At 54.7% G+C, this 16,904-nt stretch carries 18 protein-coding genes and 3 tRNA genes; 9 read left to right on the top strand and 12 right to left on the bottom strand.

Annotated elements, in window-relative coordinates; genetic code table 11:
* The 5 genes from DEU53_RS18000 to syd all read right to left on the bottom strand — a co-directional run.
* Positions 1–260: helix-turn-helix domain-containing protein (locus DEU53_RS18000; protein ID WP_146222855.1), on the bottom strand; the 260-nt coding region annotated here is incomplete at its 3' end.
* Between the two features lie 108 nt (positions 261–368).
* The gene (locus DEU53_RS18005; RefSeq protein ID WP_110867948.1) at positions 369–815 is read right to left on the bottom strand and encodes a flavodoxin; all 447 of its coding nucleotides are present in this window, start codon (positions 813–815) and stop codon (positions 369–371) included.
* A gap of 12 nt (positions 816–827) precedes the next feature.
* Positions 828–1,607 carry a tRNA pseudouridine(65) synthase TruC gene (gene truC, locus DEU53_RS18010; protein ID WP_110867949.1) on the bottom strand — a complete coding sequence of 260 codons (780 nt, stop codon included), beginning with the start codon at positions 1,605–1,607 and terminating at the stop codon, positions 828–830.
* Positions 1,607–1,933, bottom strand: a complete 327-nt coding sequence (locus tag DEU53_RS18015; RefSeq protein WP_101762014.1) for a YqcC family protein — start codon at positions 1,931–1,933, stop codon at positions 1,607–1,609. Before DEU53_RS18015 ends, truC begins: the two co-directional genes overlap by 1 nt.
* Positions 1,934–2,525: 592 nt before the next feature.
* Entirely contained in the window at positions 2,526–3,074 is a 549-nt protein-coding gene (syd, locus tag DEU53_RS18025; RefSeq protein ID WP_110867950.1) for a SecY-interacting protein, read from the bottom strand.
* 62 nt (positions 3,075–3,136) lie between these two features.
* Between syd and queF the strand changes: the two genes are divergently transcribed.
* The 3 genes from queF to xni all read left to right on the top strand — a co-directional run bounded on the left by queF (position 3,137) and on the right by xni (position 6,338).
* On the top strand, positions 3,137–3,982 hold the full coding sequence (queF, locus tag DEU53_RS18030) for an NADPH-dependent 7-cyano-7-deazaguanine reductase QueF (protein WP_110867951.1): 846 nt from the start codon (positions 3,137–3,139) through the stop codon (positions 3,980–3,982).
* Between the two features lie 182 nt (positions 3,983–4,164).
* Positions 4,165–5,529 carry a nucleotide 5'-monophosphate nucleosidase PpnN gene (gene ppnN / locus DEU53_RS18035; protein ID WP_110867952.1) on the top strand — a complete coding sequence of 455 codons (1,365 nt, stop codon included), beginning with the start codon at positions 4,165–4,167 and terminating at the stop codon, positions 5,527–5,529.
* Between the two features lie 38 nt (positions 5,530–5,567).
* Complete coding sequence (gene xni, locus DEU53_RS18040; RefSeq protein ID WP_110867953.1) at positions 5,568–6,338, top strand: flap endonuclease Xni; 771 nt, start codon at positions 5,568–5,570, stop codon at positions 6,336–6,338.
* Between the two features lie 176 nt (positions 6,339–6,514).
* On the opposite strand, the gene rlmM is transcribed toward xni, so the two are convergent.
* The 4 genes from rlmM to DEU53_RS18070 all read right to left on the bottom strand — a co-directional run bounded on the left by rlmM (position 6,515) and on the right by DEU53_RS18070 (position 9,526).
* The gene (gene rlmM, locus DEU53_RS18050; RefSeq protein ID WP_110867955.1) at positions 6,515–7,615 is read right to left on the bottom strand and encodes a 23S rRNA (cytidine(2498)-2'-O)-methyltransferase RlmM; all 1,101 of its coding nucleotides are present in this window, start codon (positions 7,613–7,615) and stop codon (positions 6,515–6,517) included.
* Positions 7,608–8,003 (bottom strand): DUF423 domain-containing protein, encoded by a 396-nt coding sequence (locus tag DEU53_RS18055; RefSeq protein WP_101762007.1) that lies wholly within the window; start codon positions 8,001–8,003, stop codon positions 7,608–7,610. The genes rlmM and DEU53_RS18055 overlap by 8 nt, the downstream gene beginning before the upstream one ends.
* Positions 8,004–8,052: 49 nt before the next feature.
* Entirely contained in the window at positions 8,053–8,970 is a 918-nt protein-coding gene (locus DEU53_RS18060; RefSeq protein WP_101762006.1) for a transcriptional regulator GcvA, read from the bottom strand.
* 331 nt (positions 8,971–9,301) lie between these two features.
* Positions 9,302–9,526: a YgdI/YgdR family lipoprotein gene (locus tag DEU53_RS18070; protein ID WP_008109575.1), complete on the bottom strand. Its 225-nt coding sequence runs from the start codon at positions 9,524–9,526 to the stop codon at positions 9,302–9,304.
* A 206-nt stretch (positions 9,527–9,732) separates the two neighbouring features.
* Between DEU53_RS18070 and csdA the strand changes: the two genes are divergently transcribed.
* Together csdA and csdE are read left to right on the top strand one after the other, a co-directional pair.
* The gene (gene csdA, locus DEU53_RS18075) at positions 9,733–10,938 is read left to right on the top strand and encodes a cysteine desulfurase CsdA (RefSeq protein ID WP_110868037.1); all 1,206 of its coding nucleotides are present in this window, start codon (positions 9,733–9,735) and stop codon (positions 10,936–10,938) included.
* A gap of 4 nt (positions 10,939–10,942) precedes the next feature.
* Positions 10,943–11,398 (top strand): cysteine desulfurase sulfur acceptor subunit CsdE, encoded by a 456-nt coding sequence (gene csdE / locus DEU53_RS18080; protein WP_110867956.1) that lies wholly within the window; start codon positions 10,943–10,945, stop codon positions 11,396–11,398.
* On the opposite strand, the gene tcdA is transcribed toward csdE, so the two are convergent.
* Together tcdA and mltA are read right to left on the bottom strand one after the other, a co-directional pair.
* A complete protein-coding gene (gene tcdA / locus DEU53_RS18085; RefSeq protein ID WP_101762004.1) occupies positions 11,386–12,192 on the bottom strand; it encodes a tRNA cyclic N6-threonylcarbamoyladenosine(37) synthase TcdA in 807 nt (268 codons plus the stop codon). The two genes, csdE and tcdA, sit on opposite strands and share 13 nt — an antisense overlap.
* A 28-nt stretch (positions 12,193–12,220) precedes the next feature.
* Positions 12,221–13,369, bottom strand: coding sequence for a murein transglycosylase A (gene mltA, locus DEU53_RS18090; protein ID WP_101762003.1), 1,149 nt, complete (start codon positions 13,367–13,369; stop codon positions 12,221–12,223).
* A 204-nt stretch (positions 13,370–13,573) separates the two neighbouring features.
* Between mltA and DEU53_RS18095 the strand changes: the two genes are divergently transcribed.
* From DEU53_RS18095 to DEU53_RS18105, 3 genes are all read left to right on the top strand, one after another.
* Positions 13,574–13,650 (top strand) — tRNA-Met (locus DEU53_RS18095).
* Between the two features lie 53 nt (positions 13,651–13,703).
* Positions 13,704–13,780: transfer RNA gene (locus DEU53_RS18100), tRNA-Met, on the top strand.
* 51 nt (positions 13,781–13,831) lie between these two features.
* A tRNA-Met gene (locus DEU53_RS18105) sits at positions 13,832–13,908 on the top strand.
* Positions 13,909–13,981: 73 nt separating this feature from the next.
* On the opposite strand, the gene amiC is transcribed toward DEU53_RS18105, so the two are convergent.
* Entirely contained in the window at positions 13,982–15,217 is a 1,236-nt protein-coding gene (gene amiC / locus DEU53_RS18110; RefSeq protein WP_146222856.1) for an N-acetylmuramoyl-L-alanine amidase AmiC, read from the bottom strand.
* 233 nt (positions 15,218–15,450) lie between these two features.
* On the opposite strand from amiC, the gene argA reads away from it, so the two are divergent.
* A complete protein-coding gene (argA, locus tag DEU53_RS18115; RefSeq protein ID WP_007891884.1) occupies positions 15,451–16,779 on the top strand; it encodes an amino-acid N-acetyltransferase in 1,329 nt (442 codons plus the stop codon).
* Positions 16,780–16,904: the final 125 nt, after the last annotated feature.

Below are 16,904 nucleotides of genomic sequence, written 5' to 3' on the forward strand. Positions count from 1 at the left end.
AGTTCATGCGCCATACGAAGCAGGTCAGTGATGTCGTCAGACGAGCGGTTGGGGGAGTGATGGGGTATGCAGGGGCGGTCCTCAAGACCGGATTCCCCCTCTTCAGCCCAGCGGCGAAGCCACTTGTAGGCAGTGGCGGAAGAAATGCCGTAGTGACGGCAGAGTGCGCGGATGTTCGCCCCGTCTTGCGAGGCGAACAGAACAAACTCTTTACGTAATGACACGGTATCTCTCGCATCCCAGGACATAAGCGACTCCATAAACGGGTTCTTATGCCTTAGTTGTAAGTGTCTACCATGTCCCCGAACAAGTGTTCACCATGTCCCCGGACTGTACAGCGGGAGAGGGTTAGGGTGAGGGAAAAGTCCTTACAGCAACTTACCCCAGCTCTCCACCCACGGTGAGGTCACTGATTCGGGCTCCGGATCTTCCGTCGCATCCACCAACAGCACCTCGCCGATGCGCTGCGCGCTCTGCTCCTGCAAGGTGGCATCAAAGGTTTTAGCTGCACCGCAGAAATTGTCATAGCTGCTGTCACCCAAGCCAATCACGCCATAACGCAATTCTGGTTGATAACCCAGCTGATCGCGCACTGCAACATACAGGCGGGCAATGTTATCCGGGAAGTCGCCCTGACCGGTGGTTGAGGTGACAATCAGCACCACATCCTGGCTGTATGCCTGCCAATCCGCCATCGACGGATCTTCAAACACCTTCACGTCGTGGCCCTGCTCTTCCAGCACCGTCTGTGCTTCTTCAGCTACCAGCAGCGCATTGCCGTAAACCGTACCTGTAAAAATGCCAATCTTTGCCATCTTGCCGCTCCTTTATTCTGTCGGCTTATCCTGGACTGCATCATTGGCAAACTCAACCCTGGGAACATCAGGGATCTGATCCTGCCAGCCAAACTGCTCAAGCATCTGCTGCCAGACGCGATCCAACCCGGCGCGAATCACTATGGCCTCGCCGGTAACGGGATGGGTAAAGCTGAGTACGCTGGCGTGCAGCATCAGGCGATTGAGGCCAAAATGTGCCGCCGCACCGCGATTCTGGCGCAGATCGCCGTGCGCGCTGTCGCCAATAATCGGATGACGCAGATGCACCATGTGGCGACGCAGCTGATGTTTACGCCCGGTGTGCGGCGCCATCTCCACCAGTGTATAGCGCGCGGTGTTATAGCGGCTGATGGCGACCGGCATCTCAACGTGTGCCAGCGCCTGGTAATCCGTTACCGCCGGTTGGGCAACAGGTTCCTGGGTGGCAAATTTGTCGGCAATCTTATCCAGCTCTTCCACCAGCGGATAATCCAGCGTCGCGCCGCCTTCCAGCCAGCCGCGCAGCACCGCATGATAGGTTTTCTGCATCTGATGCTGTTCAAACTGCTGCGCCAGTAAATGGGCGACTTCACTCGATAAGGCCATCAGCAACACGCCGGACGTTGGGCGATCGAGGCGGTGCACAGTGAACACATGCTGGCCAATCTGATCGCGCACCGTTTGCATCACCACCACTTTTTCATTGCGATCGAGCCAGCTGCGATGCACCAGCCAGCCGGCCGGCTTATTCACCGCGACCAGCCACGCATCTTGATAAAGGATTTCGAGCATCAGGCGGAAGGTTCCTGGAACAGCGCATCAAACTTGTTGAGCGTCAGCAATAGCACCGCATAGCCCGGCGTGTCGGCTGGCAATGCGACTTCATAATAGGGAGCGATGGCAAAATTCTGCGGCAACGGCGCGCCGCTTTCGAGCAGCGCATAAAAACGTGGCATGAACACCCATTGTAGCCATTGCAGCGGCTCCATGGTATCAAGACAGAAAGGTTCGGTACTGGCGAAGGCGCCCGCCTCGGGGGATTGTGACTGCCAATGGCCGTGTTCACGCATCACCGCTTCGACCTGCTGCAGGCGCTGAAAAATCATTTGCGACGACATGCGCCACCTCCAGAGAAAAATTGGGCGGCAAGCATACCATCAGTCACGCCCGGCGTAAAAATGGCATAAAAAAAGGGAGCACTGTGATTACAGTGCTCCCGGTTTTCGTTTGCAGCATTCCAGCTACTGCTGTGCTCCCTGCTCATCCATGACAACTTTTCCTGCGCTTTCCGTCGCTTGTCATCATGACATTGGTCCTTAGCATCCTGGCCCGCCACGTTCCGCGTGGCTCTCATTCTCCGTCCTGGAGGTGTCCTTTATACTCAATCCTGAGTGTCCTGCTTTGTCCTGAAGCCTTCCTTGTGCCGTAAACTCCGTTACGTTCCCGCCTCATGGCTGACATTCTCCTGAACGTCTCTTAATCCCCAGCATCCTGCCAGTGGTGACTATTCTCCCAGAAACCATCGCAATAACAAGCCAGTAAGAAGCGTTAATGGATTAAGTCCTGTCTTAATTTTCAGATTGATGCCATAAGTTCATGATTCACAATATTTTTACATTTAGGGCTTCCGCAAGTCTGCGCAATGATCTAGCGATCTCTCACACGTAACGTGAGAGATCTCTCACAAAGCGCAGCCTAAAAATCTGCAAATCACTGAGTAACCGGTTGTAAAGCATTAAGAAATGTCTTAACCGATGTCGCCAGGACTTCACGCTTTTTAGTGCCAGGCTCCTCAATAATGACCTCGCCGGTAAGATTGCACAGCGCAATCACATCATTCTCTGAGTTGGTGGTGGCAATAAACAGCGTTGGCGCTTGTCTTAAGCGGCGCTTCATAACCAAGTGACCAATCAGGTTTTCCTGCAGGCGAGTGAAATCCGCTTCACTCCATACCTGCAGCAGGGTAATCGGCTGCTGTTCAAAGGTTGCCGTCATATCACCTGCAAACTGGCTGGTGTAAAACGCACTGATTTCTGGTTGCAGTTGCAGATCCAGCGCACGCTCTACCGCTTCAAGCGTGGCTGGTAACGTAAACGGCTGCGGCTGCCACAACACGCGGTCATCCAGCGTGCTGATGATGCAGTCGGAGGGAACGCCAAGCAGATCGGCGCTGGCGGGAAAATGTCCGGTTTGTTGCTGCCAATGTTCCACGTAGCGGGCGGTAAACTCACGCAGAGCATCTACGGTTTGCTGCATCATTCATATTCTCGCAAGTGTTAGGTTACACTTAACCACTTTGATGAAATTCAGTGGTAACCGTTATGTCTTCTGAAAACCGGGATCAGGCATTAAGCGGCCTGACCTTAGGTAAGCCCACGGCTTATGTTGATCGCTACGATAACACGCTGCTGCAATCCGTGCCGCGCAGCCTTAACCGTGAGCCGCTGGGGCTGTATCCCGATAATCTGCCGTTTACTGGCGCAGATATCTGGACGCTCTACGAACTCTCCTGGCTCAACAGCAAAGGCGTTCCGCAGGTCGCAGTGGGCGAAGTGGTACTGCGCGCCGATAGCCAAAACCTGATCGAGTCGAAGAGTTTCAAGCTCTATCTTAACAGTTTTAATCAGAGCGTTTTCGCCGACTGGGGCGAAGTTCGCCAGACGCTGGAGCGCGATCTCAGCGCCTGCGCGAAGGGTCAGGTCAGCGTGGCGCTGTTTCGTCTCAGCGAAGTGGAAGGCCAGCCGATCGGCCATTTCAGTGGCGAAGTGATTGATGAACAGGATATCGAAATCCACGATTACGCCTTCAATGCAGATTATCTGGCGCAGGCTGCAGGCCGTGAAATTGTTGAAGAAACGCTGGTTAGCCATCTGCTGAAATCGAACTGCTTAATTACCAATCAGCCCGATTGGGGCTCGGTGATGATTCGCTACAAAGGCCCGCGTATTAATCGTGAAGCGCTGCTGCGTTATCTCATCTCATTCCGTCAGCATAATGAGTTTCATGAGCAGTGCGTTGAGCGCATTTTCAACGACGTTCAGCGCTTTTGTCAGCCAGAAGCCCTGAGCGTTTATGCACGTTACACCAGGCGCGGCGGTCTGGATATCAATCCGTGGCGCAGTAACGTGCCCTTCTCTCCGGGATTTTCCCGCCTGGTTCGCCAGTAATAGTTTGCGAGACGCCTCGCAGGCCGCTGCACGGATGCGCGGTTCCCCTTGAGCATTCACAGCGGACAACGTTACTCTGTTGAAGGCGCGATCGAAGCATGCGCGACCAGGGATTTTCGTCGCTGCGTTAATAAGTTAAGCGCAGCGTCATCAGCCACGCATTTGCGTGTAAAGGAGTTCTCTTGATTACACATATCAGCCCGCTTGGCTCGATGGATCTGCTCTCCCAGCTTGAAGTCGACATGCTGAAGCGCACCGCTAGCAGCGACCTTTATCAGCTGTTTCGTAACTGTTCTCTTGCGGTACTCAACTCCGGTAGCCAGACCGACAGCAGCCAGGAATTGCTTTCGCGTTTTGAAAACTTCGACATCAACGTGTTGCGCCGTGAGCGCGGTGTGAAACTGGAGCTGATTAACCCGCCGGAAGAGGCATTTGTTGATGGCCGGATTATTCGTTCGCTGCAGGCAAACTTGTTTGCCGTGCTGCGCGACATTCTGTTTGTAAACGGACAACTGGCGGCAACAGAACGCTACCAGAACGAGGAGCCGGAAGACTCTGCGCATATCACCAATCAGGTGTTTTCGATTCTGCGTAACGCGCGTGCACTGCACATCGGCGAATATCCGAATACCGTGGTGTGTTGGGGCGGCCACTCAATCAATGCGGTGGAATACCAATATTGCCGCAACGTCGGCACACAAATGGGTCTGCGCGAACTCAACATCTGTACCGGTTGCGGACCTGGCGTCATGGAAGCACCGATGAAAGGTGCGGCGGTAGGACATGCGCAGCAGCGTTATCATGACAGCCGTTTTATCGGCCTGACTGAGCCCTCAATCATTGCCGCCGAACCACCGAATCCGCTGGTCAATGAGCTGATCATCATGCCGGATATCGAAAAACGCCTTGAAGCCTTTGTGCGTATCGCCCACGGTATCGTGATCTTCCCTGGCGGCGTGGGCACAGCCGAAGAGCTGCTGTATTTGTTGGGTATTTTAATGAATCCGCACAACAGCGATCAGGTATTGCCGCTGATTCTGACCGGACCCAAAGAGAGCGCCGACTACTTCCGCGTGCTGGATGATTTCATCGTCAATACGCTGGGCGAAGCCGCACGCAAGCACTACAAAATTATCATTGATGGTGCCGCTGAAGTGGCGCGTCTGATGAAGAAAGCCATGCCGCAGGTGAAAGAGTATCGCCGCGAAACCGGCGATGCCTACAGCTTCAACTGGTCGATTCGTATCGCACCCGAATTGCAAGTGCCCTTCCTGCCGACGCACGAGAATATGGCAAACCTGAAGCTGTTCCCGGATCAGCCCGCCGAGCTGCTGGCAGCCGATCTGCGTCGCGCCTTCTCCGGCATTGTGGCGGGTAACGTCAAAGAGATCGGAATTCGTGAAATTCGCGAGAAAGGCCCGTACAAACTGCACGGCGATGCCAATCTCATGCACCGCATGGACGAACTGTTGCAAGGTTTTGTCGCACAGCAGCGCATGAAGCTGCCGGGCAGCGCCTACACGCCTTGCTACGAAATCATCAAATAACCCATCAGGAAGGCAGCCTGCGGGCTGCCGCTATCGCTATGTCGCTTCATCTTCTTATCATTGATGCACTCAATCTGATTCGCCGTCTGCACGCTGTTCAGGGTTCGCCGTGCCGCGACAGCTGCGTTGCCGCCTTGCATCAGTTATTGGGACATACACAACCCACGCACGTGGTGGCGGTGTTTGATAGCCATGAGCGTCAGCCCGGTTGGCGCCATCAGCTATTGCCGGATTACAAAGCGGGTCGCCCGCCGATGCCGGAGGATTTGCATCTGGAGATGCCCGCGTTGCAGGATGCCTTCCGCGCAGCAGGCGTCAGCTGCTGGGTGGCTGATTTAGACGAAGCCGACGATCTCGCCGCCACGCTGGCGGTGAAAATGGCGGACGCTGGTCATCAGGCAACGATTGTTTCTACCGATAAAGGTTATTGCCAGCTGCTGGCACCTAACATTCGTATTCGCGACTATTTCCAGAAGCGCTGGCTGGATGTGCCTTTTATCGAGCAAGAGTTTGGCGTAACGCCCGCGCAGTTGCCCGACTATTGGGGATTGTGTGGTATCAGTAGCAGCAAAATTCCCGGCGTGCCCGGCATTGGCCCGAAAAGCGCCCGCGAGTTGTTGATGCAGTTTGGATCGCTGGATGCGATCTATCAGCAATGGGATCAGGTACCGAGCAAATGGCAGGGAAAATTGCAGGAACAGCGGGAAATGGCAGAAATTTGCCGCAAAGTATCGACGTTAAAACGTGATTTGGTACTGCAAGGCAATCTCAATACATTGAGATTTCAAACGAAACAGCCGTCGCCATAAATGGCGACTGTGCAAAACAGTTATCCTGCAAAATAATTTGTGCTACAGCAAGGCGGCAAGTGCGCGAGTCCCCGGGAGCATACATCAGTATGTGACCGGGGCGAGCAAACGCAGCCAACGCCGCTGTAGTGCAAAGTATGAAGCAGGACCGCTGTAGCGCAAAGTATGAAGCAGGATTAGCGCTCGTCGCGACGGCCGCCAACAGCCGCCCAAAGTCGACGTACGTGGACGGTGACTTCTTCTCGGTCGTGATAGAGCTGACGAGCCTGAATCTGGGCATTAATACCCTGCGCTTTCAGCGCGTCATCAATCATCGTCAGGTTCTGTGTCACTTCTTCGTAGCGCTTTTTCATGGGCAGCTTGAGGTTGAAGATCGCCTCGCGGCACCAGCCATTCACCAGCCATTCGGTCATCAGGCTTGCGACGCGCACCGGTTTTTCCACCATGTCGCACACCAGCCAGCTGATATTGGTACGCGGCGGACGGAATTTAAAACCATCTTCGCGGCAGTGCGTCACCTGTCCGGTGTCCATCAGGCTTGGCGCCATCGGGCCGTTATCTACCGCAAAAACCCACATGCTGCGTTTCACCAGTTGATAGGTCCAGCCGCCGGGGCAAGCGCCGAGATCGACGGCGTACATGCCGCTGGCTAAACGCTCATCCCACTCATCCGCAGGCACAAACACGTGAAACGCTTCTTCCAGCTTGAGCGTAGAACGGCTCGGCGCATCGGAGGGGAATTTCAGGCGCGGAATGCCCATGTAGAATGGCGAGTTGTTTTCCGGCAGCGAATAGCCGACGTAACAGGTGCCCGGCGCAATAAAGAACACGTGCACTACCGGACGCTTAGCCGTTTCGTAATTAAGCAGGATTTTGCTTTCACGCAGGCTGGCACGCAGCGGCACGGTTAATTTACGGCAGAACTTGGTGAGCTCTTTCGCTTCATTGGTATCCGGCACTTCAACCCGCAGTTCACCGCCCTTCTCCACCACACCGGTCAGCATGCCGACAATCGGCGTGATGCGGTCTTCTGGTGGCAGATCGCGCAGTAGCTCTCCCACCACCAGCATCTGCCGCGCAAAGATCAGTTCGGCAAACGGCAGCGTTTGGATCAGCTTTTCAGCATCTTGCTGCTGATAGCACTCATACAGCACGTAACCTGAGTCATCTTTGACGCGCGGGAAGCCGTAAATCTCGCGCTCAGCCGCTTTCGCGCTGATTTCTGCCGCGCACTCTTTCTCAAATCCTGGACGGCAATAGAGTAAAACTTTATTCATGGCGATCTGCCTTTCGTTTCAGACGCAGTGCGCCAATCAACATCAAGAACCAGCCAATAAGGAAGCATAAGCCTCCCACCGGCGTAACAAAAACCCAAAACTTCATGTGCGACAGCGCCAGACAATAGAGGCTGCCACTGAACAACACGATACCGAGCGCCATCGCGGCGCTACTCCAGTAAAACCAGATATTGGCACGACGCAGCATAGCGGCACCCAGGCCAATCACCGCCAGCGTGTGATACGCCTGATATTCAAGCCCGGTATGTATCCACGCCATTTCGGCTGGGCCGAGCGATTTGCTCAGCACATGCGCGCCGAAAGCACCAAACGCCACCAGCATAAATCCGCTAATGGCAGCAAAAACAAACATGGCACGACTGGACATCAAACAATCCTCAAGGTAATGCGCACATCATTGTGCAGCCAGCAACGCATTAGTGATCGTAGCGAAAACGGAATTTTTCTTGTTCATTGGCCGCTTTTTCCAGGATCCACTGACGAAAGGCGGCTATTTTACCCAGTTCTGCCTGGCTGTCATGACAAACCAGATAAAAAGCATTTTTACTGACCAATACGTCATTAAAAGGACACACCAGACGACCGGCTTCAATTTCACTCTGCGCCATCACATTATTCGCCAGCGCCACGCCCTGACCATGAATCGCCGCCTGCAACACCATGGCGCTGTGGCTGAAGATCGGGCCCTGTTGCACATTAATATGCTGCACGCCCAGCTGACGCGTATAGGATTGCCAGTCACGGCGCGATGCATCATGCAGCAGCGTGCAGTGCGCCAAATCGGCCGGCGATTTGAGAGGATGATCACCCGTCAGCAACATCGGTGAGCAGACTGGCAGCAAATATTCGGCATACAATTTCTCAACCCGCAGGCCTGGCCAATTGCCACGACCGTAGAAAATCGCCACGTCGACATCGTCCGCCAATTTCTCCTCATCACGGTCCACCGCCTGGATACGCACGTCGATGCCCGGATAAGCCATATTAAAGCTGGAAAGGCGAGGAACCAGCCACTGAATGGCGAAACTCGGCAGCAAACTGACGGTCAGCGCACCCTTAGCGCTGCGCGCCTGCAACTTGCGCGTGGCATCGTTAAGAGCGGAGAAAATCTCCTTAATATCTAAATAGTAGCTTTGACCTTCTTCCGTCAGTAAAAGCGAACGATTCCTCCGGCGAAACAGCTTAAGACCGAGGAAATCTTCCAGAGATTTGATCTGATGGCTGACAGCAGCCTGGGTAACAAACAGCTCTTCAGCGGCTTTGGTGAAGCTCAAATGACGGGCAGCAGCATCAAAGACGCGTAAAGCATTAAGCGGCGGAAGGCGTTTAGACATGGTTTTCCGTATCCGGATTGACAAAGTAATACTTCAACTTATACAAAGTCGCTACGTATTAGTTTTTTTAATCCGAGACATTATAATTTGTCCGTTGAGGAAGCTCCAGCAAATACCTATAGTTGCCGCACTTCCTGAGCCGGAACGAAAAGATTTCTGGAAACGTGCGAGAGATCGCAGACTTTTGGAGAGCTTTTGGCTTGTGGTCGTGATGTTGTGTTTGCATTTTGATCTGACGCTTGCAGATCAAGCTTTTAATTCCTGTAGATTTACCCTGTCTGTCCATAGTGATTTTAAATAGCACCGCAAATTGCGGTGCTTTTTTTTTGCCTTACTGCCCCATCTCCACCATCTCTTTGACGTCAGAGCGGTTAATCTGCTGCTTGTTGCCATTGGCATCCTGATAGCTGATCATACCGGTTTCGTCATCAACTTTAGGTTTGCCATCGGCGACGATGGTGCGACCATCGTTAGTGTGCATTACGTAATTGCTGGAACATGCGGACAGGGTAAAGGCCAGAGTACACACGGCCAGCACTGCGGTGAGTTTATTCATCTTCTATCTCCTTGCAGATTGATTGCATTAAACCACCCGCATGCGCTCACCAAAGGTAGCGCCAGTGAAATCGACTATGAATAGCGACGCGTTATGCGGGTTTCGGTTCAAACCTTGCAATAATTAGCATAACGCGCTTTTCCAGCTTTGCCAGGCAACGGGCCAGCTTTCAGCCTGGTCCTAACATGATTAACAGTGGGCTGAGTATGACCATTTTTTCTCCCGGCGCCTTCCGCCAGCAGTTCCCCGCGCTGAGCGATGCCGGAATCTACCTCGATAGCGCGGCTACTGCGCTCAAGCCGCAGGCGGTGATCGACGCAACCGCACAGTTCTACAGCCTCAGCGCTGGCACCGTGCATCGCAGCCAGTTCGCTGCCGCTCGCGCATTAACGGAAAAATACGAACAGGCGCGCGGATTAGTGGCGCGCTGGCTCAATGCTGCCGACGATCGGCAAATTGTCTGGACGCGCGGCACCACCGAAGCGATCAACCTGGTGGCGAACAGTTGGCTGGCTCCGCGATTACAGGCTGGCGATGAAATCGTGGTTAGCGAAGCCGAACATCACGCCAATCTGGTGCCGTGGCTGATGGTGGCAAAAGCGGCGGGCGCGAAAGTGGTGAAATGGCCGTTGGGCGACGATCGTTTGCCGGATATCACGCTGTTGCCAGCACTGCTCAATTCACGTACCCGATTGCTGGCCGTTGGTCAGATGTCGAACGTCACCGGCGGCTGTCCGGATCTGGCGCAGGCGATCCGTTTAGCCCATGACGTCGGTGCCAAAGTGATGGTCGATGGCGCACAAGGTGTGGTGCATTGTCCGCCGGATGTAGAGGCGCTGGATATTGATTTCTATGCTTTTTCCGGCCATAAGCTTTACGGCCCAATGGGCATTGGCGTGCTGTATGGCAAAGCGGAACTGCTGGAAGCGATGGATCCATGGCAAGGCGGCGGCAAAATGCTGACGCAGGTCGATTTTGACAGTTTTACACCGCAGCCGGTGCCGTGGCGTTTTGAAGCCGGAACGCCTAATGTTGCCGGCGTGGTGGGGTTGAGTGCCGCGCTAGAGTGGCTGGCGCAACATGATGGCAAAAAGGCCGAAATGTGGAGCCAGCAACTGGCGAGCCTCGCCGAGGAGCAACTGAGCGAGATCCCCGGTTTTCGCAGCTTCCGCTGTGGCAATGCCAGCCTGCTGGCGTTTGATATTGCCGGCATTCACCACAGCGATATCGTTACGCTGCTCGCCGAGCATGGCATCGCATTGCGCGCCGGGCAGCACTGTGCGCAGCCGCTGATGGCGGCGCTGGGCGTCACCGGCACGCTGCGTGTCTCGTTCGCCCCCTATAATAATTTGCAGGACGTGGATGCGCTGGTGCGCGCCATGCGCCATGCCGTAGACTTACTGAGTGAATAAGCCCATGACATCAACCCTGCTCGCCCCGCATCCGTTCGGCGATCTGATTACCGCCGCCAGCCTGACGGAAAAATTCACCCATTTTCATCAGTGGGAAGATCGCTATCGTCAACTGATCCAGCTCAGCCGCCAGCTGCCAGCGTTAGCGGAAGAGTTAAAGACGCCAGATATCGAACTCACGGGCTGTGAAAATCGCGTGTGGCTAAGCAGCCAGTTGCTGAACAACGGCACGCTGCACTTTTATGGTGACAGCGAAGGACGCATCGTGCGCGGATTGCTGGCGGTGTTATTGACGGCGGTGGAAGGCAAAACGCCAGCCGACTTGCTGCAGCAAGATCCGCTAGCGTTGTTTGATACGTTAGGTCTGCGCGCGCAGCTCAGTGCGTCGCGCAGCAGCGGCTTACAGGCGCTGGCGGATGCGGTGCAACGCGCTGCCCGTCAGCACGCTCAGGCCGTTTGACGCGCCGCTTTCGCCAGAAACTTCTTCAACGCGTGCGAAACCGCCACAAACCCGAACGTGGCGGTTACCATGGTCGCCGCGCCAAATCCGGCGGCACAATCCATGCGTTTCGGGCCTTCTGCGGTGGAGCGTGAAGTGCACACGCTGCCGTCCGGCTGCGGATACATCAGCGCTTCCGTCGAGAATACGCAGTCGATGCCGAGCTTGCCTTTGCTGTTCTTCACCACGCCAAAATCCCCTTTCAATCTCTCACGCAGCTTTGCCGCCAGCGGATCCTGAATGGTTTTCGCCAGATCGCTCACCTGGATCTGCGTGGGATCGATCTGGCCGCCCGCGCCGCCGGTGGTTATCAGCGGGATCTTGTTGCGACGACACCAGGCAATCAACGCAGCTTTGGGCCGCACGCTATCAATCGCATCAATCACGTAGTCAAAACCCGCCGATAACAGTTCAGCGGTATTTTCCGGCGTGATGAAATCATCGATGCAGATCACTTCGCATTCCGGATTGATGGCGCGCATACGTTCCGCCATCACTTCGGTTTTCGCCTGGCCCACTTTGCCCTGCAGCGCGTGAATCTGGCGGTTGGTATTGGTGATGCAGACATCGTCCATATCAATCAGGGTGATTTTACCGATGCCGGTGCGCGCTAAGGCTTCCGCCGCCCACGAACCCACGCCGCCAATACCGATCACGCAAAAGTGCGCGTCGGCAAAACGCTGCAGCGCGTCCTGGCCATAGAGACGCGCGGTGCCGCCAAAACGTTGTCGCCAGGCGTCGCTTACTACTGTCATAACCAAACCTTTCCGGGAAAACGGGACATTAATTAGAACCTAACAGCAGCGAACCGTTGTTGCCATTTTGTGGGTTGCTAAACAGCGGCTGACCGGTGCCCGGCGCGGCTTTCAGCACCCAGACGCGGCCATAATGGTTGTAGAAACCGGCCAGATGCGCCGCATCCGGGCCAACGCCCTGATAGATATCGAAGTGCTGGCCTTTAATCGCGCCACCCACGTCTAACGCCACCATCAGACGCATCTCATATTTGCCATTGAACTTGCCCTTCTCGTTCAGCTGCGGCACTTCGGCTAACAGCACGGTTCCGGCCGGAATCAATGAACGATCGGAGGCAACGGAAGCCTTGGCAATCAGCGGCACCGCGCTGGCACCGCGCACCGGCACATACTCTTCCGGTTTGAAGAAGACGAAGGATTGGTTGGTTTCCAGCACCGAACGCACTTCCTGTGGCGAATGCTCTTGCGCCCACTGACGAATCGCCTGCATCGACATATCTTCGCGCTTCACTTCACCGCGATCGATCAGCTCTTTACCAATACTGTGATAAGCCCAGCCATTTTTGCCGCCGTAACCAAAGAAGCGCAGCGGACGACCATCACCAAAATCAACGTAGCCGCTGCCCTGCACATCCATCATGAAGTTATCGATCAGCGAATTGCTGTAGGCAATGATGTAGCGATCGTCGAGCCCACCATTATAGATAGAAGCGCGGCTCGGCAGTTTCTGTCCACGCGGACGCGGTGGCATACGATAAATCGGATACTGGAACTCGCCCTGACGGGTATAACGCGCTTCCACAACCGGCGTGTAGTAACCGGTGAACTGCACGTTGCCGTAATTGTCAGTGCCTTCCATCTGATAAGCATTCAAACCAAACTGGTTGAGCTGGCGCGTATCCGCGCCGGACAGCAGCCAGTTTTGCACTGCGCTGTAAGTACCGTTGTTGCGCCCGAACAGGCCGGATGAGGCGGTTTGAATCTGCACCACCTGATCGCTAAAGTCTTTGCCGTTCACCGGACGCCCTTTAGCATTCGGTTGGTTGACCAGCCCAAGCGGTTGCTCCAGCTTGCCATCTATATACTGTTGACCGCGGTCGGTCGGTTTAGAACTACAGCCCGCTAGCAGCGCGATAAATGCGCCAGTGAGTGCATACTTCGCCCAATGTCCTTTCATAACCTTCTCTTTTTATCGATTGTTTGCCCGGCGACGATAGCAAAGGGGCAGAGAGAATGAAATCTGCCATCAGCGGTCACGCTCACATCTGTACAATAATCCACCCAATGGCGAGTTTATTCATCAACTGACTGTAAATTTGACGTTTTGTCTCAAAAAGGGGTTGCATCGCCGCGCGTCCAGAGTATAGTGCGCATCCACGGACGCGGGGTGGAGCAGCCTGGTAGCTCGTCGGGCTCATAACCCGAAGGTCGTCGGTTCAAATCCGGCCCCCGCAACCAATTCTTCTTAAATGAAGAGACAATGTGAAGTGTCGTGTAACGCGTCAGTCGGACGCGGGGTGGAGCAGCCTGGTAGCTCGTCGGGCTCATAACCCGAAGGTCGTCGGTTCAAATCCGGCCCCCGCAACCAATTGTCTTAAGAAGAATACAATGTGAAAAGTCGCTTAATGCGACAGACGGACGCGGGGTGGAGCAGCCTGGTAGCTCGTCGGGCTCATAACCCGAAGGTCGTCGGTTCAAATCCGGCCCCCGCAACCAATCATTTAAACACCTTAACGGGTGTTTTTTTGTTTCTGGCGTCCGGAAAAAAGCGGCATTGCTGCCGCCCTCCTCAGCGATGCGCTAGTGCAGCACCCTTATCAAAATACGCCTTAATCCCATGCAGAATCGCCTCAGCCACCTGATGCTGATAGCGCGACGTGCGCAGCTTGCGCTCCTCTTCGACATTACTGATAAACGCGGTTTCCACCAAAATCGAGGGAATATCCGGGGCTTTCAGCACCGCAAATCCCGCCTGATCGACGGTGCGCTTGTGCAGGTGATTGATATGTCCCATGCGTGACAGCACTTCTTTACCAAACTTCAGGCTGTCGCTGATGGTTTGCCGCTGCACCATGTCGAACATGGTGTGGTCGAGATAACGATCGCCGCTCATGCTGACGCCGCCAATCAAATCGGCTTCATTCTGCGTTTGTGCGAGGAAGCGCGCCGCCGCTGAGGTAGCGCCGCTGGTCGAAAGGGCAAACACCGACGAACCGCGCGCGGCCCGACTGGTGAAGGCATCAGCATGGATCGAAATGAACAGATCCGCACGCTGCTTTCGCGCTTTCGCCACGCGGACACGCAGCGGGATAAACACATCCTCATTGCGCGTCATGTAAGCTTTCATGTTGCGCTCTTTGTCGATCAGCGCCTTCAGATAGCGACCGATCTTCAACACGATATCTTTCTCACGCGTTTTATATTTGCCATGCGCGCCGGGATCCTCACCACCATGGCCAGGATCGATCATGATGATAATCGGTCGATCGCGCCCCGCTTTGCCCGGCAGCGCCGCCTGCACCGGCTGATCGCGTTCTAGATCGCCCTGATTGTAATTCTGCAGTAATGCCAGTAGCGGATCCTCTTCCCGTGATTGCTGATTAGGATACAGATCGACCACTAAGCGATGCTTGATACCTGCCACTGGCGCAAGAGTAAATGTCTTGGGCGCAATGCTACGCTTGAGTTCCAGCACCAGTCGCACCGTGTTAGCGTCAAACTGACCGACGCGCGCGGTTTTGATATAGGGATCGTCCACGCGCACCAGCTTATCGACTCCTTTCAGGACCGGGTTGATGTGCATATTTTCGATATCAATAACCAGACGATCGGGATTCCCCAGCGTGAACTGTTTGTACTTGAGGGGAACGTTTGATTCCAGGGTTACGCGGGAGTAAGTCGATGAGGGCCAGATGCGCACCGCCACAATATGCTGGCTGGCAGCCAGCCCGGTACGCGTCACGCTTAGCATTAATAATGCGCCAGCGCCCTGTAATAATCGTCGTCGTGTAAAAGCTTCGGACATGCCGCTCCAACTGCTGTGTTATGTCTAAAAAATCATCACTCGATGGCAAGAAAGTGAAAACTTTACTCGATGAGAATCGTCTTGTCTTGCCGGAAAAACCAGATAATGCAGTCTGTTAGCGCGTGTTGCATCATGAAAATCGTAAAGTAACGTCAGGCCCGGCGCTTGCAATAAAGAGCAAAAGAGCATAAAAATACGAAAATTACGAATAAACATGCATAGAGGGCTTTGCCGTGAAGGAACGCAGTACAGAACTGGTTCAGGGTTTTCGCCACACCGTTCCCTATATAAATACCCATCGTGACAAGACGTTTGTCATCATGTTGGGTGGCGAAGCCATCGAGCATGAGAACTTCTCAAGCATCGTTAATGACATCGGTCTGCTGCATAGCCTCGGCATTCGCTTAGTGGTGGTTTATGGTGCGCGTCCGCAGATTGACGCCAGCATGGCCCAGCAACAGCTGGAACCGATTTATCACAAACATACGCGCGTTACCGATGCGCAATCACTTGAGCTGGTAAAGCAGGCCGCCGGTCGCTTACAGCTGGATATCACCGCGCGTCTGTCGATGAGCCTCAACAACACGCCGCTGCAAGGCGCGCACATTAACGTAGTGAGCGGCAACTTCATCATTGCGCAGCCGCTGGGGGTGGATGATGGCGTTGATTACTGCCACAGCGGGCGTATTCGTCGTATTGATGAGGAAGCGATCCATCGTCAGCTGGATAACGATGCGATTGTGCTGCTCGGTCCGGTAGCGGTTTCTGTGACCGGCGAGAGTTTTAACCTGACGTCAGAAGAAGTGGCGACGCAGCTGGCAATAAAATTGAAGGCCGAGAAGATGATTGGTTTCTGCTCCGAGCAGGGCGTGACCAATCGCGAAGGCGCGATTATTTCTGAACTGTTCCCGAATGAAGCCCAGGCGCGCATCGACGAAATGGAGAGCGATGGCGATTTCCTCTCTGGCACCGTGCGGTTCTTGCGTGGTGCGGTCAAAGCCTGCCGCAGCGGCGTGCGTCGCAGCCACCTGATTAGCTATCAGGAAGATGGCGCGTTGCTGCAAGAACTGTTCTCGCGCGACGGTATCGGTACCCAGATTGTGATGGAGTCGGCCGAGCAGATTCGGCGCGCCAACATCAACGATATCGGCGGTATTCTCGAACTGATTCGCCCGCTGGAGCAGCAAGGGATTCTGGTGCGTCGCTCCCGTGAGCAACTGGAGATGGAGATTGATAAGTTCACCATTATCCAGCGTGATAATTTAACCATCGCCTGTGCCGCGCTCTATCCGTTCCCAGACGAGCAGATTGGTGAGATGGCTTGTGTGGCAGTGCATCCGGATTATCGCAGCTCGTCGCGTGGAGAACTGTTGCTGGATCGCGTGGCGTTGCAGGCACGTCAGATGGGGCTAAAGAAGCTGTTTGTGTTAACCACGCGCAGCATTCACTGGTTCCAGGAGCGCGGTTTTACGCCGGTGGATATTGAGTCCCTGCCCGAGAGCAAGAAGCAGATGTATAACTATCAGCGCCGTTCAAAGGTGCTGATGGCGGATTTGGGGTAGTCGCATCATTTAACTGTGCCGTTGCGTAGTTGCACATACCGCAGCGGCGCAATTTATTGCGCAATATCCGCATGGGCAAGCTGCCGCCATTGATATGCGCGATTCATCGCGCCGCGACGGATTGT

The sequence above is a fragment of the Pantoea sp. AG1095 genome, from assembly GCF_003208415.1.
GTDB lineage: Bacteria > Pseudomonadota > Gammaproteobacteria > Enterobacterales > Enterobacteriaceae > Pantoea > Pantoea leporis.

Coding starts and splice junctions, on each gene's coding strand:
- DEU53_RS18005 (WP_110867948.1), bottom strand. CDS start 815: ATGGCAAAGATTGGCATTTTTACAGGTACGGTTTACGGCAATGCGCTG.
- truC (WP_110867949.1), bottom strand. CDS start 1,607: ATGCTCGAAATCCTTTATCAAGATGCGTGGCTGGTCGCGGTGAATAAG.
- DEU53_RS18015 (WP_101762014.1), bottom strand. CDS start 1,933: ATGTCGTCGCAAATGATTTTTCAGCGCCTGCAGCAGGTCGAAGCGGTG.
- syd (WP_110867950.1), bottom strand. CDS start 3,074: ATGATGCAGCAAACCGTAGATGCTCTGCGTGAGTTTACCGCCCGCTAC.
- queF (WP_110867951.1), top strand. CDS start 3,137: ATGTCTTCTGAAAACCGGGATCAGGCATTAAGCGGCCTGACCTTAGGT.
- xni (WP_110867953.1), top strand. CDS start 5,568: ATGTCGCTTCATCTTCTTATCATTGATGCACTCAATCTGATTCGCCGT.
- rlmM (WP_110867955.1), bottom strand. CDS start 7,615: ATGAATAAAGTTTTACTCTATTGCCGTCCAGGATTTGAGAAAGAGTGC.
- DEU53_RS18055 (WP_101762007.1), bottom strand. CDS start 8,003: ATGTCCAGTCGTGCCATGTTTGTTTTTGCTGCCATTAGCGGATTTATG.
- DEU53_RS18060 (WP_101762006.1), bottom strand. CDS start 8,970: ATGTCTAAACGCCTTCCGCCGCTTAATGCTTTACGCGTCTTTGATGCT.
- DEU53_RS18070 (WP_008109575.1), bottom strand. CDS start 9,526: ATGAATAAACTCACCGCAGTGCTGGCCGTGTGTACTCTGGCCTTTACC.
- csdA (WP_110868037.1), top strand. CDS start 9,733: ATGACCATTTTTTCTCCCGGCGCCTTCCGCCAGCAGTTCCCCGCGCTG.
- csdE (WP_110867956.1), top strand. CDS start 10,943: ATGACATCAACCCTGCTCGCCCCGCATCCGTTCGGCGATCTGATTACC.
- tcdA (WP_101762004.1), bottom strand. CDS start 12,192: ATGACAGTAGTAAGCGACGCCTGGCGACAACGTTTTGGCGGCACCGCG.
- mltA (WP_101762003.1), bottom strand. CDS start 13,369: ATGAAAGGACATTGGGCGAAGTATGCACTCACTGGCGCATTTATCGCG.
- amiC (WP_146222856.1), bottom strand. CDS start 15,217: ATGTCCGAAGCTTTTACACGACGACGATTATTACAGGGCGCTGGCGCA.